Source organism: Mesorhizobium sp. M0587, from assembly GCF_040320945.1.
In the GTDB taxonomy this organism is placed as follows: domain Bacteria; phylum Pseudomonadota; class Alphaproteobacteria; order Rhizobiales; family Rhizobiaceae; genus Mesorhizobium.
The window spans coordinates 52,664-74,628 of the sequence record NZ_JAMYQP010000014.1 but is presented as its reverse complement, the minus strand read 5'-3'; the positions used below and the strand labels follow the sequence as shown (position 1 = coordinate 74,628).

Here is a 21,965-nt window from a genome sequence, read left to right as displayed (position 1 = left end):
GGGGGGCAATGGCTCAAGTCGCGATCAGCAATGTGGCCAAGGCGTTCGGAACCGTGAAGGTTCTGCACGAAGTCAGCGTCGACATCGCAGACGGTCAGTTCGTGGTGCTGGTTGGCCCGTCGGGCTGCGGCAAGTCCACGCTGCTCAGAATGGTGGCCGGGCTGGAGACCGTCTCCGGCGGCACGATCGCCATCGGTGACCGCGTCGTCAACCATTTGCCGCCGGCCAAGCGCGACATCGCCATGGTGTTCCAGAACTACGCGCTCTATCCGCACAAGACGGTCGAGCAGAACATGGCTTTTGCCCTCAAGCTGCGCAAAACCGATCCGGCCGTGGTTGCCGAGCGGGTCAAGCGCGCCGCCGACATTCTCGATCTCGCCCCGTATCTCAAACGCTATCCCCGGCAGCTCTCGGGCGGCCAGCGCCAGCGCGTGGCCATGGGCCGCGCCATCGTGCGCAACCCGCAGGTGTTCCTGTTCGATGAGCCGCTCTCCAATCTTGACGCCAAGCTGCGCGTGCAGATGCGCACCGAGATCAAGGAACTGCACCAGCGGCTGAAGACCACCACCATCTACGTCACTCATGACCAGATCGAGGCCATGACCATGGCCGACAAGATCGTGGTCATGCGCGACGGCCGCATCGAACAGGTCGGCGCGCCGCTGGAACTGTTCGACCGGCCCGCCAATCTTTTCGTCGCCGGTTTCATCGGCTCGCCGTCGATGAACCTGCTCAAGGGCGTCGCGCGCAAGGGCGGCGTCGATATCGCCGGAACGATGTTCCCGGTCGCTCCCAGCAGCGCGGTTGAGGAAGGGCGCGGCGTCGTCTATGGCGTGCGCCCGGAACATCTCGAGATCCATCCCGATGGCGTGCCGGCGAAGATTTCGGTGGTCGAGCCGACCGGCTCGGAGACGCTGGTCTTCCTGCGTTTTGGCGACGGCGAGATGGTGGCGCTGTTCCGCGAGCGCCACGACTTCAAACCCGGCGACACGCTCAAGCTGAGGCCAAGGCTCGACCACATCCACCTGTTCGACGCCGAGACGGGCAAGCGTCTCTGATCTCAAAACGGACTTCACGAGGAATATCATGCTCAAAGGGATCGATCCTCTGCTTAATGCCGACGTGCTCCAGGCATTGCGGGCGATGGGCCATGGCGACGACCTGATCATCGCCGACACCAACTTCCCGTCCGATTCGGTGGCGCGCCAGACGGCGCTTGGCCGCCTGCTGCGCATCGATGCGCCGGCGGCCGATGTGGTCAGGGCGGTGCTGTCGCTTTACCCGCTGGACACGTTCGTCGATGATTCCGCGGCGCGCATGGAGATCGTCGGCAAGCCGGACGAGATTCCGGCCGTGCAGAAGGAAGTGCAGAAGGAGATCGATACGGCCGAGGGCAAGTCCTGGCCGATGCTGCCGGTCGAGCGCTATGCCTTCTACGAACGCGCCAAGCAGGCGTATTGCGTCATCCAGACCGGCGAGCGCCGCTTCTATGGTTGCTTCGCCTTCCGCAAGGGCGTCGTGCCGCCGGACGCGGAGTAGGGGCGTGGCCTCGGGCAAGCCGGTCGCCATGAAGCCTGTCGTGATCTTGGGCGTCTTCGTCGCCGACACCGCCTACAGGGCGCAGCGGCAGCCGCGCATGGGCGAGACCATTCTTGGCAATTCCTTCAAGCTCGGCCCCGGCGGCAAAGGGTCGAACCAGGCGGTCGCCGCCGGCAAGCTGGGCGCCGACGTCACGTTCCTCACCCGCCTCGGCGTCGATCCCTTCGCCGACATGGCGAGGCAGACCTGGGCGCAGGCAGGCGTCAAGGACGCCGTCATCGACACGCCGGACAGCTATACCGGCGCGGCTTACATCTTCGTCGAGGAGGGGAGCGGCAACAACGCCATCATCGTCAGCCCGGGTGCCGCCATGCTGATCTCACCCGAAGACATCGAAGCCAATGCCGAGCTGATCCGCACTGCCGGCGTCTTCGTCACGCAGCTCGAACAGCCGATCGATGCGGCGCTGCGGGCGCTGGAGATCGCGCGCGGGGCAGGGGTAACGACCATCCTCAACCCGGCTCCGGCGGCCACGCTGCCCGACCGCATCTACACACTGTGCGACTACCTCACGCCCAACGAGACGGAGGCGGAGGAATTGACCGGAATGAAGGTCTCCTCGGTCGACGATGCCCGCGCTGCCGCGGACAAACTGCTTGAGAAGGGCGTCGGCACCGTCATCGTCACGCTCGGCGACAAGGGCGCGCTTTTGCACACGAAGAATCGCTCCGAGCATGTCCCGGCCATCAGTGCGGGACCGGTGGTCGAAACGACAGGCGCCGGCGATGCCTTCAATGGCGGCTTTGCCGCAGCACTTTCGCGAGGCGTAGAGCCGCTGCAAGCGGTGCGCTTCGCCTGCGCCGTCGCTGGCATTTCGGTGACGCGGCTAGGCACGGCGCCGTCGATGCCGACGCTGCAAGAGGTCGAGGCGCTGCTGGCAAACCTTTGACAAGGCCGAGAAGTCGAACTCAAGCTCGAAAGGGCCAGATTTACCTCAGGCCTCGTGCAAGGAAGATTTTTTGACAATAACGTCGACATTTCTCCTATACCAAGGGTTTGTATCCCTTGAGAGAAATGGCGCGAGTGACGGGGCTCGAACCCGCGACCTCCGGCGTGACAGGCCGGCACTCTAACCAACTGAGCTACACCCGCGCATTGACGAGCACGTGTCAGCCGTGTTCGTCGTTGGGCCGGTGGATAAGGGGTTCGCCACCGGGTGTCAAGCGCACGAAACCATCATAACGGCAAACTGGAGAAGGTTTTTTGACAGCCGGCGTTTTGTCGGCAAAACCGGCCTGCAAACAGGACGTCGCCTGTTCATTTGGCCTTGCGAAGCCGGTTCCGACCGCTTAAAGCTCCGGCCCGGAGCGGGCGATTAGCTCAGTTGGTAGAGCGCTTCGTTTACACCGAAGATGTCGGCGGTTCGAGCCCGTCATCGCCCACCATTCCAGCCCCACATTCCAACATCGCCCAGACACAAAGCCGAGTCGCTCGCGACGCGGAGCCGTGATCAAGGCGGCACCATCCGAAAATCGTTACCTTCGGGCAGCAACTGCCCGCCATCGACGACGATCGTCGTGCCGGTGATGTAGCTGGCATCGCCGGAGGCCAGGAACAGGAAGGCATTGGCCACGTCGCGCGGGCTGCCGAGGCGGCCGAGCGGAATGGAGTCTTCCATGTTCTTGATGTAGGCGGCGCCGCGATGCAGCTCGATCGCTTCGGTCAGGATGTTGCCGGGTTCGACCCCATTGACGGTGATGCCGTAGCCGGAGAATTCCAGCGCCGCCGAACGGATGAAGCCGTTTATGCCAGCCTTGGTCGCTGCGTAGTGCCCGTGCCCCGGGCTGGTGACGTGCGGGCCGGTGATGGAGGAGGTGTAGAGCATGCGGCCGAAGCGCTGCGCCTTCATCGGCACCAGGGCGGCGCGGGTGGCGTTGAAGGTGCCGCGCAGATTGACGGCCATGACGCGATCCCAGTCGTCCGGACTGGTGTTTTCGATGAGTTGCCAGGGATAGATGCCGGCATTCTGCACGATGATGTCGAGGCGGCCGTAGCGGGCCAGCGCCAGCGCCACGGCGGCCTCGGCGTCGGCCATCAGCGAGATGTCGGTGCGGATGAAAGGAGAGCCGAGTTCGTCGGCGGTCGCCTGCCCGGCCTCGACCTCCGTGTCGGCCAGCACCAGCCTTGCTCCTTCTTCGGCGAAGCGCAGCGCGATGCCCTTGCCGATGCCGCGCGCGCCGCCGACGATCAGCGCGACCTTGTCCTGTAGCCGGTTGGTCATGCGAGCCGTCCTGTCATGCGAGTCGTTGGCGAATGGTTTGCTTGAACGCGTCGAGCAGCACCGCAGCCAGCACCAGCAGGCCATGGATGACCTGGGTGAAATTGGCGGGCAGGCCCATCAGGTTGATTGCCGTGTTGATGGCCGACAGCAAAAGCACGCCCGCATAGACGCCGGGCAGGGTGCCGACGCCGCCTTTCAGGCTGACGCCGCCGATGACGACAGCGGCGAAGGCGTTGAACAAAAGGCCGACGCCGAGATTGGCGGTGGCGCCCGAGGTGCGGATCGCCAGCAGCCAGCCGGCGAGGCCGGCGATGGCGCCGGCGAGCACAAAGGCGATGACCAGATTGCGGTTCACCCGGATGCCGGCGCGGAAGGTCGCAGTCTCGTTGCCGCCGATCATGATGAGATGCCGGCCAAACGGCGTCTTGGCCATGATCAGCGAGAAGACCACGAAACAGGCGATGGCGATCCAGGCGGTGAGCGGCAGGCCGATCAGCCGCTGGATGCCGAACCAGCGGATGGCCGGCGCCAGATCCTGCGCCGAGCGGCCGCCCGAAATGACCAGCACCAGGCCACGCACCCAGATGTAGGACGCCAGCGTGATGATGAAGGCGCTCATCTTGACCTTGACGACCAGGAACCCGTTGAACGCGCCGATGAGGCCGCCGACGGCCAATGCAACGAGCAGCGACACCGGAACCATCAGCCACTCCGGATGCAACTGCACGCCCATGCCGATGCCCGACGAGCAGAACAGGATGCCGACCGCCATGGCGCTGAGCGCCGCCACCGATTCGACCGACAGGTCCATGTGGCCGGCAATGATGACCAGCGCCAGGCCGATGGACATGACGCCCAGCACGCTGGAAGCCTCGATGATGTTGGCGAAGATGCCGAGCTGGAAATAGTTGGGAATGAAAAGCGAGAACATCACCAGCACGAAGACCAGCATGAACCAGACGAGATTGTCGAGAATGAACTCAAGGGCGTGGCGCGTGCGGGGGTTCATGAGCTGGTCCGGCTGGCCGCATGCCCCCGAAATCGGTTCGATTTCGGAAAAAATCATGCGCGGATTGGAGTTGTGGAGAATGGCTCCGGGCCGCCGGCCCGGAGCATTCGGCGACGTGCCTATTCGACCGGCTTGACGGTGTCCGTCGGCGGCTTCTGGTTGCCCCAGAAAGCTGGATTGTCGACGTTTTCCTTGGTGATGGCAGCGCCGGGGATTTTGATGTTCGGGCCCCAGGCTTCCTTGGTGACGGTCGATTTCAGGCCGAGCACATCATATTCGCCGGGCTTGATCTCTTGCTTGTTGGCGACCTTGTCCATGAACATGGCGACAGCCGCGGCTTGCGCGTAGAGCGGCTGCTCGACTTCGACGTTGAGCCAGCCCTTGCGGATCAGGTCCAGGCCAACAGGCGCGCCGTTCGAGCTCATCAGCATGACGTCGCCCGGCTTCTTGCCGGCGGCCTCGAGCGAGGCGACGGCAGCGACCGACAGGTGCGCGGCATGGCTGAAGATCAGGTCGATGTCGGGGTTGGCCAGCATCTGGTCGGCGACGATCGTGCCGGCATTGCTGGCTTCCCACTGCATGGCCGGGAGCGAGATGATCTTGACGTCCGGGAACGCCTTCATCTTCTCCTCGAAGCCCTTCTGGATGTCGAGCGTGTAAGGGTCGCCGGGATCGCCGAGCACCTGCAGCACCTTGCCCTTGACCGAGCCGTTCTTCGCCTTGAGCAGCTTCTCGGCCTGGTCAGCGGCGACGTAACCGATTTCGACCGTTCCCGCCACCGAGGTGAAGTCGGACGGCGTCGACGTGATCTGGCGGTCGAACTCGACCACCGGGATTCCGGCGGCGCGCGCGGCCTCGATCGACGGCTTCAGCGCGTTGAAATCGACGGCGGCCAGGATGATCGCCTTCGGCTTCAGCGCGATGACGTCGTTCATCTGCGACTGCTGAGCGTCGGTCTTGTTGTCTGCGTTCAGCGTCTTCATTTCGTAGCCGACCTGCTTCAGGAACAGCTCCAGCGCGCTGACCGAGCCGGTCTGGAACTCATCGAGCAATGTCGGCACCATATAGTAGACGATCCCCTTGGACTGGGCGAATGCCGGCGTGAGCGTGGCAAAGGCCAGTGCCAGGATACCGAAGATAGCAAGAAGTATTCGCTTCATGTCATTCGCTCCCTGTTGAGCCGGACCCCTCTTTGTCCCTCAGCCCGCCGGTCCGGCACCGGCGAGCGTCTCTCCGGTGATCATGTTGATCACCGCGTCGGGACTTGTCTTGTTGCGGGCAACGTCGCCCGCCACGACACCTTGCCGGATCACCACGATCCGGTCGGCGACCTGAAAAGCCTGCTGCATGATATGGGTGATGATGACGACGCCGATGCCCTGGTTCGCCACCTGGCGGATCATGTCGAGGCCGCGCCGCGTCTGCTCGACGCCGAGCGCTGCGAACGGTTCGTCGAGCAGGACCAGCTTGCCGCCCCAGTGCACGAACCGGTTGAGTTCGATGGCCTGCCGCTGGCCGCCCGAGAGGTGCTCGACATTGGTGCGCAGCGAGGGAATGCGGGTGCCGGCGCTGGCCAGCGCCTTTTCGACGACGGCCTCCATGGCGCGTTCATCGAGCACCGGAACGCCAAGAACCTTCCTGGTGATTTCGCGGCCCATGAAGAAATTGGCCACCACATCGACATTGGTGCACAGCGAAAGGTCCTGGTAGACCGTCTCGATGCCCGCGGCCTTGGCTTCTGCCGGCGTTTTGGCCAGGAACTCCTTGCCCTCGAACAGCATGCGGCCCGAGGTCGGCTCCAGCCCGCCGGCGATGATCTTGACCAGCGTCGACTTGCCGGCGCCGTTGTCGCCGAGCAGCGCCACGACCTCGCCCTTGCCGATCGAGAAGCTGATCCCCTTCAGCGCTTCGATCGCGCCATAGTTCTTAGTGACGTTGTCGAGCACCAGCAGGGGTTCGCTCATGCGGCAATCTCCTTGGCCGTCAGGAGGTCGCGCCCGCGTTCGCGCCCGGCGGTGAACATCTGGCCGAAGCGCGGCGACAGCACTCCGGAAACCGCAAGGGCGGCGGCGCCGCGCAACACCGAATGCTGTCCGCCGCGAGCGACCATGATGCGCGGCGTCGTGCGGTCCTTGCGCGCGGAGACGGAGTTGTGCAGGCCTGCCGCCGAACCAGCCAGCCGTTCGAGCAGGTCGGTGGACGCCAGCCCGCCAAGAATGACTGTTTCAGGGTCGAACAGATTCTCGATGATGGCGATGGCGTTGTGAAAAATCCTGCCGACTTCGGTGACCCAATCGGCCTCGCTGCCATTCCAGCGCCGAAGCGCTTCGAGCGAGAGGTATCTTTCGAGGCAGCCGCTATTGCCGCAGGGGCAAGGTTCGCCGCCGGGGACGACGGGGATATGTCCGATTTCGCCGGCGTTCCCCCAGGCGCCGCGCAAAGCGCCGCCGTCATGAACCATCACGCCGCCAAGGCCAACGCCGAAATAGAGATAGTAATATTCGGAAAAATCAGCGCCGAGGCCGTAGAGGCGCTCGCCCATGGCCGCGGCCGCCATATCGGTTTCAAAGAAGGCCGGCAGTCCGGTGGAGGCCGCCAGCCGCTCGCGCAGCGCCACGTCCTTCCAGCCGGTCATCGTGGTCGGGCCGACAAAGCTCATGGACTCGACGCCAAACGGACCGGGAAGCGCCATGCCGATGCCGATGACACGGCCGCCGGCACGCTTCGCCGTGAGATCGTGGACCATGGCGCCGATCTGTTCGAACGCGTGATCGGGCGCCGCGTTGGGGGCGTCGCGATGCGCGCTCTCGATCACGTCGCCGCTAAGATTGATGAGTGCCGCATCTATCCCGAGCGGCGTCAGATGGATGCCGACGGCGTAGCCGCCCTCCGGATTGATGCGCAGCGTCGCCGGCGGCAGCCCGCGGCCCTTGGGTTCCTCGCGCACGGACAGGATGTAGCCCTGTTCCTCGAGCTCGCGGACAATGGTCGATACGGTCTGCACGGTGAGCCCGACGCGCGTGGCGATATCGCCTCGGGCAATGGGACCGTGACGGCGGATGGACTCCAGCACGATGCGCCGGTTGTACGGCCGCCCGAACTCCTGATTGGTCCCTCGCAATGCCATGCTTGCGCCCCCAGCTGACGCAAGGTTCGCACCAAAGATTTATTCAGTCAAATGGAATTCAAAAATATTTTTGCAGTTGGACAATGCGTGCAACTTGGATGCCGTCAACCGAAATCCAGGTGCCTGTGAGCCATGGCCAGGAAAAGCCGCGGTTATCCAAGCGAACCGAAAAAAAGAATGAGGCAGCGAGGACGTGGCCCATCTGGATTGCCTGGGAGCCGGGACAGCGCTGGTCTCTGAATACGGGGGCGCCGACCAGATCCCGGCCTGCGTGGCTCAGAGATACTGGGCGACCTTCTTGCCGACGGTGAGGAAGCGCAAGGGATCGATCGCTTCGCCATTGTGACGGACTTCATAATGCAAATGCGGGCCGGTCGAGCGGCCGCTGCTGCCGGTCTTGCCGATGACGGCGCCGGCGTCCAGTTTCTCGCCGGCGGTCACGTCGATTTCGCTGAGATGCCCGTAGCGCGTCGCAAAGCCATTGCCGTGATCGACTTCCACCATGCGGCCATAGCCGCCGTTCCAGCCGGCCTTGGTGACGATGCCGGGCGCCGTGACCTTGGCGGCCATGCCGATCGGCGCCCTGAAGTCCATTCCCGAATGCAGCGCGGCGGTGCCGAGGAGGGGATCGGTGCGCACGCCGAACGGGCTGGTGACGGAGTGGCCGGGGGCTGGATTGGCAAGCGGCAGCTGGCGTGCTTCCTTCTTGAGGTGGTCGAGCGCGTCCAGCGCCTCGTCCAGTTCCTTGACCTTGCTGTCGAAGACCATCGAACTGTCGAGCGGGATCAGCGGTCCGCCGACATCGGTATCGTTCTTGCCGAAATCGCTGTCGACCGGCAGTCCGGCCGCCGCGAGCGCCTGCGTAATCGCGTCAGCGCTCTTGTAGGCGTTGTCGGCAAGCGTGCTGATGCGGCTGAGTTGCTCGCTCTCGATGGATTTCAGCGACTGGTTGATCGAGACGAACAGTCTGTCGGCACGATCGGCGGCCGAATCGCTGGGTAGTGGATCGGAGCGGGTCGACCACAATGAGAACGGCCTGGTGTCGCCGGCGCTAGGGGCTGCGCTCAGGCTTGCCAGCGCGTAGTTCCGAGCAGGCTGATCGATGCTGCCGGTCACTTCGGCGCGTTTGTCCGGTTTTCCGGCCGCTGCCGGATCCTCGGCCGGCGCCGTTCCGACTTCACCCTCGGCGCGTTCGAGCAGCGGGCCGAGGCGGCCATGGCGCTGGCTCAACTGGCTTTGGCGTTCAAGCAGTTCGCTGACCTTGGTTTCCATCAATTGCTGGTCGAGCAACTGGCGGCTGGTGATGCGGTCGACCTGGGCGCGAAGCGCGGAAATGCGGTCCTCGTAAGCCTGTTGCATGCGTGCCTGCCGCGCCGTGGTGGCGCCGATCAAGTCGTCGCGCAAGACGAGGTAGGAAGTAGCCAGGAGGTAGCCGATGGCGATGGCGGCCAGTGCCGAACCGATGAATGCCGCCAGCCACGGCCGGATCGTGAAGTGCCTGATCTCGTTGCCCCGGGCGATGATGACCGTATGCGGCTCCTTGCGCCTGCCGAAGACCGCTGACTGACCGGTTACGTTCACGGGACCAAGCTTTCGTTACGACACCACGACAGCTGGACTACACATTATTAAGGTTAACAAAGTTTTGCGGGACCGGTCGGTCGGTAACGAATGCTCGCGAGACGAGGTTGCAGGCGGCTATCGCTTCACGTTGGCCAATCGGCTTCCGAGCGCCGGTGCCGACTTCGACAATCGCCGCTTGTCCGCAGCGCCTTGAAATCGCGCGACGCCGCAGGATGCGTCAAAGCGCGCGGACGGCCTCCAGCACTTCCTCGGCATGACCCTTGACCCGGACCTTGCGCCAAATCCTGGCGATCCGGCCGTCGCGGCCGATCAGGAACGTCGCGCGCTCGACACCCATATACTTGCGGCCATACATCGATTTCTCGACCCACAGATGATAGGCTTCGATCACCTTGCGCTCCTCGTCGGCGGCGAGGTCGATGGTGAGATCGTATTTCGACTTGAACTTGTCATGTTTCTTGGCGCTGTCGGGCGACAGCCCGATCACCACGGCTCCGGCCTTCTCGAACTCCGGCTTCAGCTGCGAAAAGCTGATTGCTTCTTGCGTGCAGCTCGTCGTGTCGTCCTGCGGATAGAAATAGAGGACGACGGGCTTTCCGGCGCATGCCGCCAGGTTGAGCGAGCCGCCGCCATCCCGGGGCAGCTCGAACTGCGGCGCAAGGTCGCCTACGTCGAGGTCAGCCATACCGATGCCCTTGTTTGAGGTTACGCGCGAAGCCACACCGATATAGTGTCGAGCGGGGATTCGTCCACGAGCGAATTCGTACAACGGAAGATGGCGTGGATCAGGAGCAACCGCAGCACGAAAAGATCAGGTTCAGGCGGGATGAAATTACCGACCTGGGGGCCTTGCCGTCCGCCTGCCGGATCCCGCCGCTCGGCCAGGCACGGATCGGACGCGGCTTTCGCATCCTGGCGCGTGTGTTCGCCGGTTTCGCCAGCCTGGTTTTGCTGGTGGCGGTCCTTGTCTACATGGTCGGTGTTTCCGGCGTCGGCTCCGATCGCCTTCAGGCCGAAGCGGAAACCGCCATCGAGAAACTCGCCGGCGTCGATGTCGACGTCTCGGTCGGTCCGGCGCGCATCACCCTTGACGGGTCGAGTTTCGTGGCCTTGCAGGTCAGCGATGTCAGCCTGAAAACGGCAAATGGCAAGCCGATGGCAAATGCCGGCCGCGTGCGCTTCGGCGTGCGCCTGATCCCGCTGCTCTGGGGCGATGTGCGGCTGACCAGCGCCAGGATCTCCGATGCGCGCATCGTCGTGGCGGCGATGCCTTCCGGCGGCGATTGGACCGCCGCCCTGCGCAACGAAAGTGGGCTCATCGATCCGGAGAAACTGTCCGATGCGGTGTTCGGCAACGTCCATCGCGCGCTCGACGCCGTGCGGGAAGATTCGATGCGCCGGATCGATCTCAGCAATGTCGAATTCGTTCTGCCCGACAGCGGGGCGGTCAAGATGGTCAGGATCGCCGACGCCACCGTCGAGCAATCGGGGCCGGGCGGCATGGAGTTTTCGTCCGAAGTGGACGTCGACGGCAGGACGGTTGCCGTTACCGCTTCCGCCAGCCGCGATATCGCCGCGCACCGGATAACGGCGCTGGATGCCGATATCGATCTGGCGGATGCCAAAGATCTGGTGGATGCCGGCGGCACCAAGGCCGGCGCCGGCAGGCTGGGTGCGGTTACGCTGAAGCTGACGGGATCGGAAGGATCGGGCGCCAATGTCTCGCGGCTGACGGCCGGTCTGTCGTCGACCGGTTCCGTGCTCGATCTTGGCACACGCGGGCTGCTGCCGGCCGACGTCGATGTCAATGCCACGCTTGTCCATGGCAGCAACAAGATCCAGGTGGACAGGCTGCTGCTGAAGACCGGCCGATCGACATTCGATTTTGCCGGTTCGGTCGGCCCGAAGCCTGCGACGGGGGCGGCGGGTGAGGAGGCCTCCTACCGCTACGACCTGACCAGCGACGGTTCGAAGCTCGCGCCATCGGAATCGCCGGAGCCCGCGCTCACTTTCCTCGCTCGCATTGCCGGCGTCTACCAGCCCGTAAGCCACAAGGTTGTGGCCGAGCAGATCGCGATTCGTTCGGATTCCAGCGGCGAGGTGCTGGGAACCGCAGCGGTGAAACTCGTCGACGGCAAGGCGCCTGGAATCAATGTGGCGCTCAACATCCACAACATGCCGGTCTCGCACGTCAAGCAGCTTTGGCCGTGGTTTTCGGCGCGCAATGCGCGGCTCTGGGTGCTGAACAATCTGTTCGGCGGGCGCGTCGTCGACGCCAATCTTCAGTTCCAGGTCGTGCCGGACCGTCTTGGCAACGGCGTGCCCCTTTCGGCGGACGAAGTGTTCGGCCGCTTTCAGATCGAGGGATCGCGTTTCGACACGGCTGGCCGCATTCCGCCGATCCGCGATGCGGTCGGTATGGTCGCCTTCCACGGCAACGACGTCGACATCTCCCTGTCCTCGGGCACCGTCTTCATGCCGAGCGGGCGCACGGTGGCGGCCAGCAACGGCACGCTGACCGTCAAGGCGGCCAACCGTCCGCCGGTCGTCGGCGCGCTCGACATCGACGTCGAAGGCGAAGCGTCGGCCGTCGCCGAACTGGCGTCCTACGATCCGATCAACGCCATGCGTCATGTCGGCCTGCTGCCGGAGGACCTCTCCGGCAGCGTCACCGGCCATGTCAAGGCCGATATACCGTTGCAGTCCGGCGTCGACAGCTCGAAGCTCGATTGGCTGGTGTCGCTCAATTATAGCGGCCTGTCCCTGGCCAAGCCCTTCGAGGGGCAGGCCGTGACGGATGCCGACGGCTCGATCACGGTCGATCGCGAAAAGGCCGTGATCTCCGCCAAGGCATTGCTGAACGGCATCCCGGCCGAACTCGACCTGGTGGAGCCGCTGGAAGACGATGGACCGGCGCGCAGCCGCAAGGTGGCTTTGGTGATCGACGATAAGATCCGTGCCGCGGCGATGCCCGGCCTGACGCCGTTGCTTTCCGGGACAATAAAGGTCGCAATCGACAAGAGCGGCAATGGCGACCAGAACGTCTCGGCCGATCTCACCAACGCCCGGCTGGACATCCCCTGGGCGGGTTGGAGCAAGGGGGCAGGGGTCCCCGCCAACGTCGCATTCGTCATGACCAAATCCGGCGATACCACGACGCTGTCCCACTTCGACCTCGACGGCAAGAGTTTCTCCGTCCACGGCAGCGTCGTGTTGGTCAACGGCGCCTTGTCGTCGGCAAGATTCGGCAAGGTCACCCTGAACAGGGGCGACGATGTCGCGGTGTCGGTGAAGCGATCGGGCAAGGGCTATGCGGTCGACATATCAGGCAGCGCGCTCGATGCCCGCTCGCTCATCAAGCAGTTCACCTCGGACGTCGACACCGCGACCAAGACCACGGGTTCCGACGCCATTTCCGTCAGCGCCGATGTCGATCGGCTGACTGGCTTCCACGACGAGCAACTGTCCAACCTGAAACTCGACTACAGCGCGGCGGGCTCGAGGGTGAACGGGCTAAAGGTCACTGCCACGGCAAGTTCCGGTGCCGCCATAACCATCAACAATACGACCGGCAATGGGCGACGCGCGCTCAACGTGCAGTCGGCGGACGCTGGCGCAATCCTGAGATTCCTCAACGTCTACGAGCATATGGAAGGCGGGTCGATCACGCTGGCGCTGGCGGGAGCCACCGACGGGCCGATGAAGGGCAAGGTCGACACCAGCAACTTCTTTATCGTCAACGAGCCGAAGCTCGCCTCGATTGTCTCCACCACGCCGGCCGGCGACAACCGCAGCCTCAACCAGGCGGTGAAGGGCAATCTCGACACCTCGCGGGTCAAGTTCGAGCGCGGCTACGCCGAAATCGAAAAGGGCGGCGGTTACCTCAAGCTGGCCAATGGCGTGCTGCGCGGCCCCCGCATCGGCACGACGTTCCAGGGCACGCTCTACGACCAGGACAACAACATGGACATGACCGGCACCTTCATGCCGGTCTACGGCCTCAACCGCATCTTCGGCGAACTGCCCATCGTCGGCGCGCTGCTTGGCAATGGCCGCGACCGCGGCCTGATCGGCGTCACCTACCGGCTCAGGGGCAATGCCAACAAGCCCTTGCTGGACATCAATCCGCTCTCGGTCATCGCGCCCGGGATTTTCAGGTCGATCTTCGAGTACCGGTGAGGCCGGTTGCCCAAAGCATGCCTACAGGAGCCAGCATCGGAACCCTTGACCAACTGAGCAACAAGAAGAGGGCATGAGCCTGGTTTAAATGCCGCAGCAGGGGGCGATCACGGGCTCGGGACTTGCAAAAGCCGCACTTTGCCGTCAGCCTGAGCCGACAATGGCACGGCTTTCGCCAAAACATCTCGCTGTCATGCTCCTCGCGGTCTTTCTGGCCGCGGGGTTCAGTCTGTCTGCTGCTCAAGCTGGCCTCATGTCGGCTACCATGGCAAGCGGCATGGCCATGGCCGCCGATGCCGGCATGGGCGCCGGCGGCGCAATGAAGGGCGATTGCAACGCGTGCCTCAAGGACATGGCTGACAAAGGTAGCCTCAAGCAGTGTCCACCTGTCTGCATTGCGCCGATGCTCGGTGTGCTACCGCAAGATCTTGCCGTGACGATGGCGCTGCGCCCGCAGCAGCTGTCGGCGCAGCCCACCCCGTTCCTGCACGGGCGAAGTTCCCCGCCCGACCCATTCCCTCCCAGACCCGGCGCCTGACGCCGTTTCAGCCGCAACACGGCTGATCCCCGGCGCCTGATCGCCTGCGTTGCGCGCTCTCGCGCCGCGGGCGCGCATAGCAGTCTAGTTCGATGCCGAACCGCTCGCCATCGGTCGAGATCGCAAAAGGGTTTGAAGTGAATCACGATTTCCATTGCACTATGTCGCGCCGTGGGTTTCTGGCGACCGTGGCGGGTGCCGCCGTATCCGCGTCGATGCGCGCCGCCCGCGCCTCCGCCGTCGACGAACGCCAAATCAAGATCGCGCCCGGCGAAGCCCGGCTGAACGGCGTGGACAATCCCTCCACCGCCGTCTGGACTTATAACGGCACCGTTCCCGGTCCGGCGTTGCGGCTCAGGCAAGGCCAACCGGTCCGCATCGCCGTCGAGAACGGGCTGGACGAGGAGACCACCGTCCACTGGCACGGCATCCGCCTGCCGAATGCCATGGACGGCGTGCCGGGGCTCACCCAGAGGCCGATCAAGCCCGGCGAAAGCTTCGTCTACGAGTTCACGCCGCCGGATGCCGGCACCTTCTGGTATCATCCGCATGCCGACAGCCTGGTACAGATCGGTCGCGGGCTGGCCGGCCCGCTGATCGTCGAGGAGGCCGAGCCCGTCGCCTTCGACCGCGACCTGCTGTGGCTGCTGCAAGACTGGCGGCTTACTAAAGACGGCCAGGTCGCCGGCGGCTTCGGCAGCATGATGGATGCCTCGATGTCCGGCCGCGTTGGCAACCTCGTCACCGTCAACGGGCAGGCGCAGCCCGATCAAGCCGTGAGGGCCGGCGAACGCGTCCGGCTGCGGCTTGCCAATGCCTCGGTTGCCCGCTTGATGGCGCTGCGCTTCGAAGGACACCGGCCGGTCGTCGTCGCCGTCGACGGCCAACCCTGCGTCCCGCACGAGCCGGAGAACGGCCGTGTCGTGCTGGCGCCGGCAATGCGCGTCGATATCGTGCTCGACATGCAGGGCGACCCCGGCAGCCGCCACGCCACGATCGACGACTTCTACGACGGCCTTGCCTACACATTGGTCAATCTTGCCTATGAGAAGGGGCCCCCGCTCAGGGCGCACCGGCTCGATGCGCCTGTCGGCCTGCCACGCAATCCACTGTCAGCGCCCGACCTCGCCAAAGCCGTGCGCCAGGAGATCGTGCTGCAGGGCGGCATGATGGGTGGCGGCAAGCTCGCCGGGATGGGCGGCATGATGAGCATGGGCATGCCCGGCATGAACGGCGGAGCCGCCTGGGCGATCAACGGCATGTCGATGACCGGCGACGGCCATGCCGGCATGGCGCCGCAGTTCACGCTCGAACGCGGCACCACCTGTCGCCTCACCATGCGCAACGAAACCGCCTGGTGGCACCCGATGCATGTCCACGGCTTCAGCCTGTCGGTGCTCACTCGCAACGGTTCGCCGGTACCACACCGGCAATGGCAGGACACGGTGCTGCTGGCGCCGAAGGATACGGTCGAGTGCGCCTTCGTCGCCGACAATCCCGGCGACTGGATGCTGCATTGCCATGTCGCCGACCACCAGATGGCTGGCCTGATGACCGTGTTCCGGGTGACCTGATTTTCAATCCAACCCATCAACCAAGGAGAACTGCAAAATGAAACTCACCTACGCGCTGACCGCCTTTGGCCTCGCAATCGCAATGCCGCTGCCGGCGCTTGCCGCGACGATCGAAGCGGTGATGTACAAGAATCCGCAATGCAGCTGCTGCGAGGCCTATGCCGCCTATCTCGAGCAGAACGGCTTCAAGGTCGACGTCAAGCCTGTCAACAATCTCTCCCAGATCAGCGGAGACGCCGGCGTGCCGGCCGATCTCGAAGGCTGCCACACGATGATGGTCGACGGCTATGTCATCGATGGCCTGGTGCCGGTCGACGTCGTCAAGAAGCTGCTTACCGAAAGACCGGCCATTGCCGGCATCACGCTCGCCGGAATGCCGGCCGGCGCGCCCGGCATGGGTGGCGAGAAGGATGGAACCTGGACGATCTACGCCTTCACCAAGGATGGCAAGGCGCCGACCGTCTATGCGACGCAATGAGCGCCCATGACCGCACGCAAACTGGCCCTGGCCCTATCGGCGATACTGCTCGCGACCTCGCTGCCCGCAACGGCGGTCGAGGCGCCGCAGAACTTCGCCGTTCTCGACACGCCCGCCGCCGTGCCGGAGATCGGCTTCGCGGACGCCGCCGGCCAGCCGAGGACGCTCGCTGACTATTCCGGCAAGGTGGTGCTGCTGAACATCTGGGCGACATGGTGCGCGCCCTGCCGTCAGGAAATGCCGACGCTCGACAGGCTGCAGGCCAAGCTCGGCGGGCCGGATTTCGAGGTCGTTGCGCTGTCGATGGACCGCAAAGGTCCCGACGCCGTGAGGAAATTCTTCGCCGAGACCGGCGTCACGCACCTCGCGCTCAACATCGACACCTCGGCCAAGGCGATGTTCACGCTTGGCGCCGTCGGCCTTCCAATGACGCTGCTGATCGACCGGCGCGGCAAGGAAATCGGCCGGCTGATCGGCCCGGCCGAATGGGACGCACCCGACATAGTCGAGTTCATCGGCGGCCGCATCGCCGCCGATCAGAAGGAAAAATGAACGATGCTTGTTCGGACACGGCACAAGCCGGCGGATCGTTGTCGCTTACCGGGTTGCATGCGCTTGCTGCTTGGCCTGATCGCGCTCGCGGCCGTCGGCTTCGTCCACGGCGCCCGGGCACATTCGCTGGCCGACATCGACGCCATGCTGCAGGGCGACGAGAAATATTTCCAGCCGATCGACAAGACGATGCCGGACTTCACGCTGCGCAGCGCCGACGGGCGCGTGGTGCGGCCGGCCGATCTCGCCGGCAAGGTTGTCGTGCTCCATTTCATCTACACCTCATGTCCAGACGTTTGCGCGCTGCATGCCGAGAAGATCGCCGAAGTCCAGAAAATGGTGAACTCGACGCCGATGAAGGATCGAGTTGTCTTCATCAGCATCACCACCGACCCGCGGAAAGACACGCCCGAGGTGCTGAAGACCTATGGGCCGACGCATGGGCTCGACCCGGTCAATTGGCTGTTCCTGACCACCGCCCTGGGCCAGCCGGAAGATGCGACCCGCAAATTGGCGGAGTCCTTTGGACACAAGTTCACCCTCACCGAAGACGGCTACCAGATGCACGGCATCGTCACCCATGTGATCGACGCGGAGGGCCGGTGGAGGGCGAATTTCCACGGGCTGAACTTCGCTCCGCTCAACCTCGTCACCCTCGTCAACGCGCTGACCAACAACCTCGAGCGCACGCACCACGAGCAGGACGAGGGCTGGCTGGCGAAACTGAAGAACTTACTGTGAGGCAGGCCCACCGCTTTCGAAAAGGGAAAGGGAAGCATATGTTGACCAAGGCGCACACGAGCCGGTTTTTCGGACGCATCTTCCGCACTATCCTGATTGCGGGCGTGACAGGATGGTTTCTGCTCAATCCAGGCGTTCAGAGCTTCGAACGATCGGCGCTTGCAGCCGGCGAAACGTTCCAGGACCAGCTCGACCAGCGGATCCATGACTATATCCTCGCGCATCCGGAAGTTCTCGTGCAGGCATTGCAAAGCCTGGACCAGCGCCAGCGCGAAGCGGATGCGGCCGAGGCCAGGAAGGTGCTTAAGGAACGCGCGGACGACATCTTCCGCGACAAGCAAAGCCCCATCGGCGGCAATGCGCAAGGCAATGTCACCCTGGTCGAATTCTTCGACTACAATTGCCCTTACTGCCGTGTGATGGCGCCGATCATGGACCAGGCGGTGGCCGACGATCCACAACTCAGGATCGTCTACAAGGAATTCCCCGTTCTCGGTCCGGATTCGGTGTTCGCGGCCAAGGCGGCGCTCGCCGCCGACAAGCAAGGCAAGTACGCGGCCTTTCACAAGGCGCTCTACGGAGCGAAGACAAGAGTGACAGAGGCGGTTGTGCTCAGGGTCGCCGACAAGGCCGGGCTGGACGTCGAGCGCATGAAGACGGACATGCGGCAGCCCGACATCCAGGCAATGATTGATCGCAACACGGAACTGGCCCAGGCGCTGAGAATCTCAGGAACGCCGGGCTTCGTCGCCGGCGACCGGATATTTCCCGGCGCGACCGATCTTGCGACGCTGAAGCAACTCGTCGAACAAGCGAGGACCGGAAAATGATCAACACCCCAAGTCGGCGCACCATTGTTTTTGGCGTGTTTGGCGTTGCTACGGCTGCGGGCTTTCTGGCGCGACCCGCTTCGGCCGTCGCCTTCGAGGATCGGGAATTAGCAAAGCGCTTCAGGGATCTAAGCCAGAACGGCAACAGTACCTGCTCTGCCAAGTTCACGGAGTCGATCGCCAGTATGCCGCCGATGGCGCGCATCAAAGGGTCGTGCTGCAGCCCGATGGACTTGAAGCGCTATGGCGAGCAGGTGAAAGGGCTGGTCAAATATCGATCCATCCCGATGATCCCCACTGATCCATACGACATACCGGCGGCGACAGCGCAGCAGATGCTGCCGTATTACGATCTCAAGCTCACCGGCGATGAGCAGAAGAGCTACGACTACGCGATGGCCAATTCCGAGGAGAAAGGTCCCTGCTGCTGCCCATGCTGGCGCTGGAAGGTGTACGGCGGACTGGCGAAATACCTGATCCACGAGCATGGCTTCGACGGCAATCAGATCGTCGATGTGTGGGATCTTTCCGACGGCTGCGGCGGAGCGATGTAATGTAGGCTTGCCGGGAAGATGGCATTCCGCCCGCTGAGCGCCGCCGCTCGCCAACCGGAATCCTCGTCGCCTTGACGGGCTTGCGCGGCGACCTAGTTCACCCTGCAATCGCCGAAGCGCGCCGGCGAGGCTGGCTCTCGTCACCCATGGAGGATGATTGCCATGATGGATGGCTCGGCTTAGATGATGGGCGGCATGGCGCTCATTTGGGTCCTGGTTTTCATCACGCTTGTGCTCGGTATAGCCGCGCTGGTCAAATACCTGCGAAGCTGATCCAATTTGGCTCAGACCGGCCGCACCAGAATGTGCTTTTTCCTGCCGAGTGAAAGCTTTACGACGTTTTCCGGACTCAAATCCTGAGATGTCACCAGCCGGCGCTCGTCGCTGACCGGCTGGTCGTTCAGGCGCACGGCGCCACCTTGCACATGCCGCCGCGCCTCACCATTCGACGCCGCCAGCCCGGCGGTTACGAGCAGCGACAACACGCCAAGCCCGGCTTCAAGCGCTGCCTTGTCCACCTCGACGGTCGGCAGGGTTTCAGCGAGCGCGCCTTCCTCGAACGTCTTGCGCGCCGTGTCGCTGGCTTGTTCGGCGGCAGCACGACCGTGCAGCAAGCCGGTGATCTCGGTGGCAAGCACCTTCTTCGCCTCGTTGATCTCGGATCCGCCGAGTTGCTCCAGGCGCGCGACTTCGCCCAACGGCAGCGTCGTATAAAGTTTCAGGAAACGGCCGACGTCGGCATCCTCGGTGTTGCGCCAGTATTGCCAGAATTCGTAGGGGCTCAGCATGTCCGCATCGAGCCAGACCGCGCCCGAGGCCGACTTGCCCATCTTGGCGCCGGATGAGGTGGTGAGCAACGGCGTGGTCAGCGCATAGAGTTGCGCGTCCTCCATGCGGCGGCCGAGATCGATGCCGTTGATGATGTTGCCCCACTGGTCGGAGCCGCCCATCTGCAAGCGGCAGCCGAGGCGCTTGTGGAGCTCGACGAAATCATAGGCCTGCAGGATCATGTAGTTGAATTCGAGGAACGACAGCGACTGCTCGCGATCGAGCCGGAGCTTGACGGAATCGAACGCGAGCATGCGATTGACGGAAAAGTGACGGCCGACGTCGCGCAGGAAATTGACGTAGTTGATCTCCATCAGCCAGTCGGCATTGTTGACCATGATAGCGTCATTCGGGCCGCTTCCAAATTTGAGGTACGGCATGAAGTTGCGGCGGATGCCGGCGAGATTGTCGTCGATATCCTGCGGGGTCAGGAGCTTGCGAGCCTCGTCCTTGAAGGACGGGTCGCCGATCATCGAGGTGCCGCCGCCCATCAGCGCGATCGGCCGATGACCCGTCTGCTGCAGCCAGTGCAGCATCATGATCTGGATCAGCGAGCCGGCATGCAGGCTCTTGGCGGTCGCGTCGAAGCCGATATAGGCCGTCACCGTCTCCGTGGCGAAGAGATTGTCGAGGCCGGAATCATCCGAAGTCTGGTGGATGAAACCGCGCTCGTTCATCGTGCGCAGGAAATCGGACTTGAAGGCAGGCATGTTTTCTTTCCCGAAAGCGCCCGGCCGGTCCGGCGCGGGCGTATGTGAACGCGCGCGTTTAGCATCCAAGCGCGATCAGCAAAAGTGGAATCCCGGTTTTGCGTTGGATCGCGCGTCGACGAGGGGTCGCGATCAGCAAAAGTGGAATCCGGTTTTGCGTTGGATCTGGCGCCGAGGTTGTAGGACGCGGAGGCGATCACCCGTTGTTGAAACGCTGCAACGCGCCTTCCGGCGCGAATGCTTGCTTCATTGTTTCGGCTGGCGTAATGAGGCGCGCGCCAAAAGGTCCTTGCAGCCCACGACCTCAAGCGGCACCGCACGGCATCGACCCAATGCCATATCCGACGACAGAGCCCCACGCGACATGCCGGACGCATTGATATCCATCGTCATTCCTTGCAGGAACGAGGCGGCGAACCTGCCGCTGCTGATCGACGAGATCGAGGCGGCGATGGCCGGGCGCGACTTCGAACTGATCATCGTCAATGACGGTTCGACCGACGAAACCACTGCCGTGCTGGCCGAGCAGTCGGCGCTTCGGCCCTTTCCCGTGCGGGAATTGCGGCACCGGAACTCCGCAGGCCAGAGCCTTTCGGTGCGTTCGGGCGCCTGGGCGGCGCGCGGCGGCATCGTCGCCACGATCGATGGCGACGGCCAGAACGACCCGCAATACATTCCGGTCTTGGTCGATGCGCTTCGGCGGGCCGGCCCCGATTTCGGCGCCGCGCAGGGGCAGCGCCTCAAGCGGCGCGACAGCAAGGTCAAGCAACTGGCGTCACGCTTCGCCAATTGGCTGAGAAACGCCATCCTGCATGACGAGACGCGCGACACCGGCTGCGGCCTGAAGGCGATTCATACCGACATCTTGCGCAAACTGCCGTTCTTCGACGGCACCCATCGCTTCGTCCCGGCGCTGGTCATCCAGGAAGGGTACCGGGTCGTGCATTGCGACGTCATCGACCGCTCGCGCCGGCACGGCAAGTCGAACTACGGCATTTTCGATCGCGGCCTGCAGGGCGCGCTCGATCTCGGCGGTGTCTGGTGGCTGCGCCGCCGGCGCCGCAGGATGCCAAAAGTAGAGGAAATCAGGCATGGGTAGCGTGCTTCAGGAATTGGCGACCTGGCTTCACCAGGTCTTCATCAAGCAATTCGACGCGTGGGTCCTGCTCGGCTTCGTCGCCCAGTTCTTCTTCAGCATGCGTTTCGTCGTGCAGTGGCTCGCCTCCGAAAAGGCCAAGCGCAGCGTCGTGCCGGTCGCCTTCTGGTTCTTTTCGCTGTTCGGTGGCGGCCTGCTGCTGATCTATGCCATTCAGCGGCAGGATCCGGTGTTCATCGCCGGCCAGGCTCTGGGCATGTTCATTTACATCCGCAATCTTTGGCTGATCGCCAACGAGCGCAAGGCGGCGGCGATGACCAAGGTCGATTGAGCAGCCCGTCAGAT

The 21,965-nt window shown here is 63.8% G+C and carries 21 protein-coding genes and 2 tRNA genes; 14 read left to right on the top strand and 9 right to left on the bottom strand.

Annotated features, from left to right (window positions below; translation table 11 throughout):
• Nucleotides 1-8: 8 nt before the first annotated feature.
• The 3 genes from NKI49_RS15325 to rbsK are packed head-to-tail and all read left to right on the top strand — an operon-like array spanning nucleotide 9 to nucleotide 2,488.
• On the top strand, nucleotides 9-1,058 hold the full coding sequence (locus NKI49_RS15325; protein WP_352602446.1) for an ABC transporter ATP-binding protein: 1,050 nt from the start codon (nucleotides 9-11) through the stop codon (nucleotides 1,056-1,058).
• Between the two features lie 28 nt (nucleotides 1,059-1,086).
• The gene (locus NKI49_RS15320) at nucleotides 1,087-1,539 is read left to right on the top strand and encodes an RbsD/FucU family protein (protein ID WP_352602444.1); all 453 of its coding nucleotides are present in this window, start codon (nucleotides 1,087-1,089) and stop codon (nucleotides 1,537-1,539) included.
• Between the two features lie 28 nt (nucleotides 1,540-1,567).
• Nucleotides 1,568-2,488, top strand: coding sequence for a ribokinase (rbsK, locus tag NKI49_RS15315; RefSeq protein ID WP_352602568.1), 921 nt, complete (start codon nucleotides 1,568-1,570; stop codon nucleotides 2,486-2,488).
• Nucleotides 2,489-2,614: 126 nt separating this feature from the next.
• Here rbsK and NKI49_RS15310 read toward each other — a convergent pair.
• Nucleotides 2,615-2,691: transfer RNA gene (locus NKI49_RS15310), tRNA-Asp, on the bottom strand.
• 217 nt (nucleotides 2,692-2,908) lie between these two features.
• On the opposite strand from NKI49_RS15310, the gene NKI49_RS15305 reads away from it, so the two are divergent.
• Nucleotides 2,909-2,984 (top strand) — tRNA-Val (locus tag NKI49_RS15305).
• Between the two features lie 65 nt (nucleotides 2,985-3,049).
• On the opposite strand, the gene NKI49_RS15300 is transcribed toward NKI49_RS15305, so the two are convergent.
• The 7 genes from NKI49_RS15300 to NKI49_RS15270 form a co-directional block, all read right to left on the bottom strand.
• Nucleotides 3,050-3,820, bottom strand: coding sequence for an SDR family oxidoreductase (locus NKI49_RS15300; RefSeq protein ID WP_352602442.1), 771 nt, complete (start codon nucleotides 3,818-3,820; stop codon nucleotides 3,050-3,052).
• A 13-nt stretch (nucleotides 3,821-3,833) separates the two neighbouring features.
• Nucleotides 3,834-4,829 carry an ABC transporter permease gene (locus NKI49_RS15295; RefSeq protein WP_352602440.1) on the bottom strand — a complete coding sequence of 332 codons (996 nt, stop codon included), beginning with the start codon at nucleotides 4,827-4,829 and terminating at the stop codon, nucleotides 3,834-3,836.
• Between the two features lie 119 nt (nucleotides 4,830-4,948).
• A complete protein-coding gene (locus tag NKI49_RS15290) occupies nucleotides 4,949-5,989 on the bottom strand; it encodes a sugar ABC transporter substrate-binding protein (protein WP_352602438.1) in 1,041 nt (346 codons plus the stop codon).
• Nucleotides 5,990-6,028: 39 nt separating this feature from the next.
• Nucleotides 6,029-6,793, bottom strand: coding sequence for an ATP-binding cassette domain-containing protein (locus NKI49_RS15285; protein ID WP_352602436.1), 765 nt, complete (start codon nucleotides 6,791-6,793; stop codon nucleotides 6,029-6,031).
• Nucleotides 6,790-7,956: an ROK family transcriptional regulator gene (locus NKI49_RS15280; protein ID WP_352602434.1), complete on the bottom strand. Its 1,167-nt coding sequence runs from the start codon at nucleotides 7,954-7,956 to the stop codon at nucleotides 6,790-6,792. Before NKI49_RS15280 ends, NKI49_RS15285 begins: the two co-directional genes overlap by 4 nt.
• 276 nt (nucleotides 7,957-8,232) lie before the next feature.
• Nucleotides 8,233-9,537 carry a peptidoglycan DD-metalloendopeptidase family protein gene (locus NKI49_RS15275; protein ID WP_352602432.1) on the bottom strand — a complete coding sequence of 435 codons (1,305 nt, stop codon included), beginning with the start codon at nucleotides 9,535-9,537 and terminating at the stop codon, nucleotides 8,233-8,235.
• 220 nt (nucleotides 9,538-9,757) lie between these two features.
• A complete protein-coding gene (locus NKI49_RS15270; protein WP_352602430.1) occupies nucleotides 9,758-10,225 on the bottom strand; it encodes a peroxiredoxin in 468 nt (155 codons plus the stop codon).
• Nucleotides 10,226-10,320: 95 nt separating this feature from the next.
• Between NKI49_RS15270 and NKI49_RS15265 the strand changes: the two genes are divergently transcribed.
• From NKI49_RS15265 to NKI49_RS15230, 8 genes are all read left to right on the top strand, one after another.
• Nucleotides 10,321-13,719, top strand: a complete 3,399-nt coding sequence (locus tag NKI49_RS15265; RefSeq protein WP_352695673.1) for a YhdP family protein — start codon at nucleotides 10,321-10,323, stop codon at nucleotides 13,717-13,719.
• A 160-nt stretch (nucleotides 13,720-13,879) separates the two neighbouring features.
• On the top strand, nucleotides 13,880-14,257 hold the full coding sequence (locus tag NKI49_RS15260) for a hypothetical protein (RefSeq protein WP_352602426.1): 378 nt from the start codon (nucleotides 13,880-13,882) through the stop codon (nucleotides 14,255-14,257).
• A gap of 92 nt (nucleotides 14,258-14,349) precedes the next feature.
• A complete protein-coding gene (locus NKI49_RS15255) occupies nucleotides 14,350-15,831 on the top strand; it encodes a multicopper oxidase family protein (protein WP_352602424.1) in 1,482 nt (493 codons plus the stop codon).
• Between the two features lie 37 nt (nucleotides 15,832-15,868).
• Nucleotides 15,869-16,309, top strand: a complete 441-nt coding sequence (locus tag NKI49_RS15250; protein ID WP_352602422.1) for a DUF411 domain-containing protein — start codon at nucleotides 15,869-15,871, stop codon at nucleotides 16,307-16,309.
• A gap of 6 nt (nucleotides 16,310-16,315) precedes the next feature.
• Nucleotides 16,316-16,861 (top strand): TlpA disulfide reductase family protein, encoded by a 546-nt coding sequence (locus tag NKI49_RS15245; protein ID WP_352602420.1) that lies wholly within the window; start codon nucleotides 16,316-16,318, stop codon nucleotides 16,859-16,861.
• A 57-nt stretch (nucleotides 16,862-16,918) separates the two neighbouring features.
• Entirely contained in the window at nucleotides 16,919-17,602 is a 684-nt protein-coding gene (locus tag NKI49_RS15240; RefSeq protein WP_352602418.1) for an SCO family protein, read from the top strand.
• A 38-nt stretch (nucleotides 17,603-17,640) separates the two neighbouring features.
• The gene (locus tag NKI49_RS15235; protein WP_352695671.1) at nucleotides 17,641-18,432 is read left to right on the top strand and encodes a DsbA family protein; all 792 of its coding nucleotides are present in this window, start codon (nucleotides 17,641-17,643) and stop codon (nucleotides 18,430-18,432) included.
• Nucleotides 18,429-18,986, top strand: coding sequence for a hypothetical protein (locus tag NKI49_RS15230; RefSeq protein WP_352602414.1), 558 nt, complete (start codon nucleotides 18,429-18,431; stop codon nucleotides 18,984-18,986). Before NKI49_RS15235 ends, NKI49_RS15230 begins: the two co-directional genes overlap by 4 nt.
• Before the next feature lie 284 nt (nucleotides 18,987-19,270).
• Here NKI49_RS15230 and tyrS read toward each other — a convergent pair whose 3' ends face one another.
• The gene (gene tyrS, locus NKI49_RS15225) at nucleotides 19,271-20,524 is read right to left on the bottom strand and encodes a tyrosine--tRNA ligase (RefSeq protein ID WP_352602412.1); all 1,254 of its coding nucleotides are present in this window, start codon (nucleotides 20,522-20,524) and stop codon (nucleotides 19,271-19,273) included.
• A 364-nt stretch (nucleotides 20,525-20,888) separates the two neighbouring features.
• On the opposite strand from tyrS, the gene NKI49_RS15220 reads away from it, so the two are divergent.
• Both NKI49_RS15220 and NKI49_RS15215 read left to right on the top strand, forming a co-directional pair.
• A complete protein-coding gene (locus NKI49_RS15220) occupies nucleotides 20,889-21,623 on the top strand; it encodes a glycosyltransferase family 2 protein (RefSeq protein WP_352602410.1) in 735 nt (244 codons plus the stop codon).
• Nucleotides 21,616-21,951, top strand: coding sequence for a lipid-A-disaccharide synthase N-terminal domain-containing protein (locus NKI49_RS15215; RefSeq protein ID WP_027028088.1), 336 nt, complete (start codon nucleotides 21,616-21,618; stop codon nucleotides 21,949-21,951). Before NKI49_RS15220 ends, NKI49_RS15215 begins: the two co-directional genes overlap by 8 nt.
• Nucleotides 21,952-21,965: the final 14 nt, after the last annotated feature.

Excerpts from the sequence above, each read along its gene's own strand:
- NKI49_RS15325 (WP_352602446.1), top strand. The coding sequence starts at position 9 with ATGGCTCAAGTCGCGATCAGCAATGTGGCCAAGGCGTTCGGAACCGTG.
- NKI49_RS15320 (WP_352602444.1), top strand. The coding sequence starts at position 1,087 with ATGCTCAAAGGGATCGATCCTCTGCTTAATGCCGACGTGCTCCAGGCA.
- rbsK (WP_352602568.1), top strand. The coding sequence starts at position 1,568 with ATGAAGCCTGTCGTGATCTTGGGCGTCTTCGTCGCCGACACCGCCTAC.
- NKI49_RS15300 (WP_352602442.1), bottom strand. The coding sequence starts at position 3,820 with ATGACCAACCGGCTACAGGACAAGGTCGCGCTGATCGTCGGCGGCGCG.
- NKI49_RS15295 (WP_352602440.1), bottom strand. The coding sequence starts at position 4,829 with ATGAACCCCCGCACGCGCCACGCCCTTGAGTTCATTCTCGACAATCTC.
- NKI49_RS15290 (WP_352602438.1), bottom strand. The coding sequence starts at position 5,989 with ATGAAGCGAATACTTCTTGCTATCTTCGGTATCCTGGCACTGGCCTTT.
- NKI49_RS15285 (WP_352602436.1), bottom strand. The coding sequence starts at position 6,793 with ATGAGCGAACCCCTGCTGGTGCTCGACAACGTCACTAAGAACTATGGC.
- NKI49_RS15280 (WP_352602434.1), bottom strand. The coding sequence starts at position 7,956 with ATGGCATTGCGAGGGACCAATCAGGAGTTCGGGCGGCCGTACAACCGG.
- NKI49_RS15270 (WP_352602430.1), bottom strand. The coding sequence starts at position 10,225 with ATGGCTGACCTCGACGTAGGCGACCTTGCGCCGCAGTTCGAGCTGCCC.
- NKI49_RS15260 (WP_352602426.1), top strand. The coding sequence starts at position 13,880 with ATGGCACGGCTTTCGCCAAAACATCTCGCTGTCATGCTCCTCGCGGTC.
- NKI49_RS15255 (WP_352602424.1), top strand. The coding sequence starts at position 14,350 with ATGCCGAACCGCTCGCCATCGGTCGAGATCGCAAAAGGGTTTGAAGTG.
- NKI49_RS15250 (WP_352602422.1), top strand. The coding sequence starts at position 15,869 with ATGAAACTCACCTACGCGCTGACCGCCTTTGGCCTCGCAATCGCAATG.
- NKI49_RS15245 (WP_352602420.1), top strand. The coding sequence starts at position 16,316 with ATGACCGCACGCAAACTGGCCCTGGCCCTATCGGCGATACTGCTCGCG.
- NKI49_RS15240 (WP_352602418.1), top strand. The coding sequence starts at position 16,919 with ATGCGCTTGCTGCTTGGCCTGATCGCGCTCGCGGCCGTCGGCTTCGTC.
- NKI49_RS15235 (WP_352695671.1), top strand. The coding sequence starts at position 17,641 with ATGTTGACCAAGGCGCACACGAGCCGGTTTTTCGGACGCATCTTCCGC.
- NKI49_RS15230 (WP_352602414.1), top strand. The coding sequence starts at position 18,429 with ATGATCAACACCCCAAGTCGGCGCACCATTGTTTTTGGCGTGTTTGGC.
- tyrS (WP_352602412.1), bottom strand. The coding sequence starts at position 20,524 with ATGCCTGCCTTCAAGTCCGATTTCCTGCGCACGATGAACGAGCGCGGT.
- NKI49_RS15220 (WP_352602410.1), top strand. The coding sequence starts at position 20,889 with ATGCCGGACGCATTGATATCCATCGTCATTCCTTGCAGGAACGAGGCG.
- NKI49_RS15215 (WP_027028088.1), top strand. The coding sequence starts at position 21,616 with ATGGGTAGCGTGCTTCAGGAATTGGCGACCTGGCTTCACCAGGTCTTC.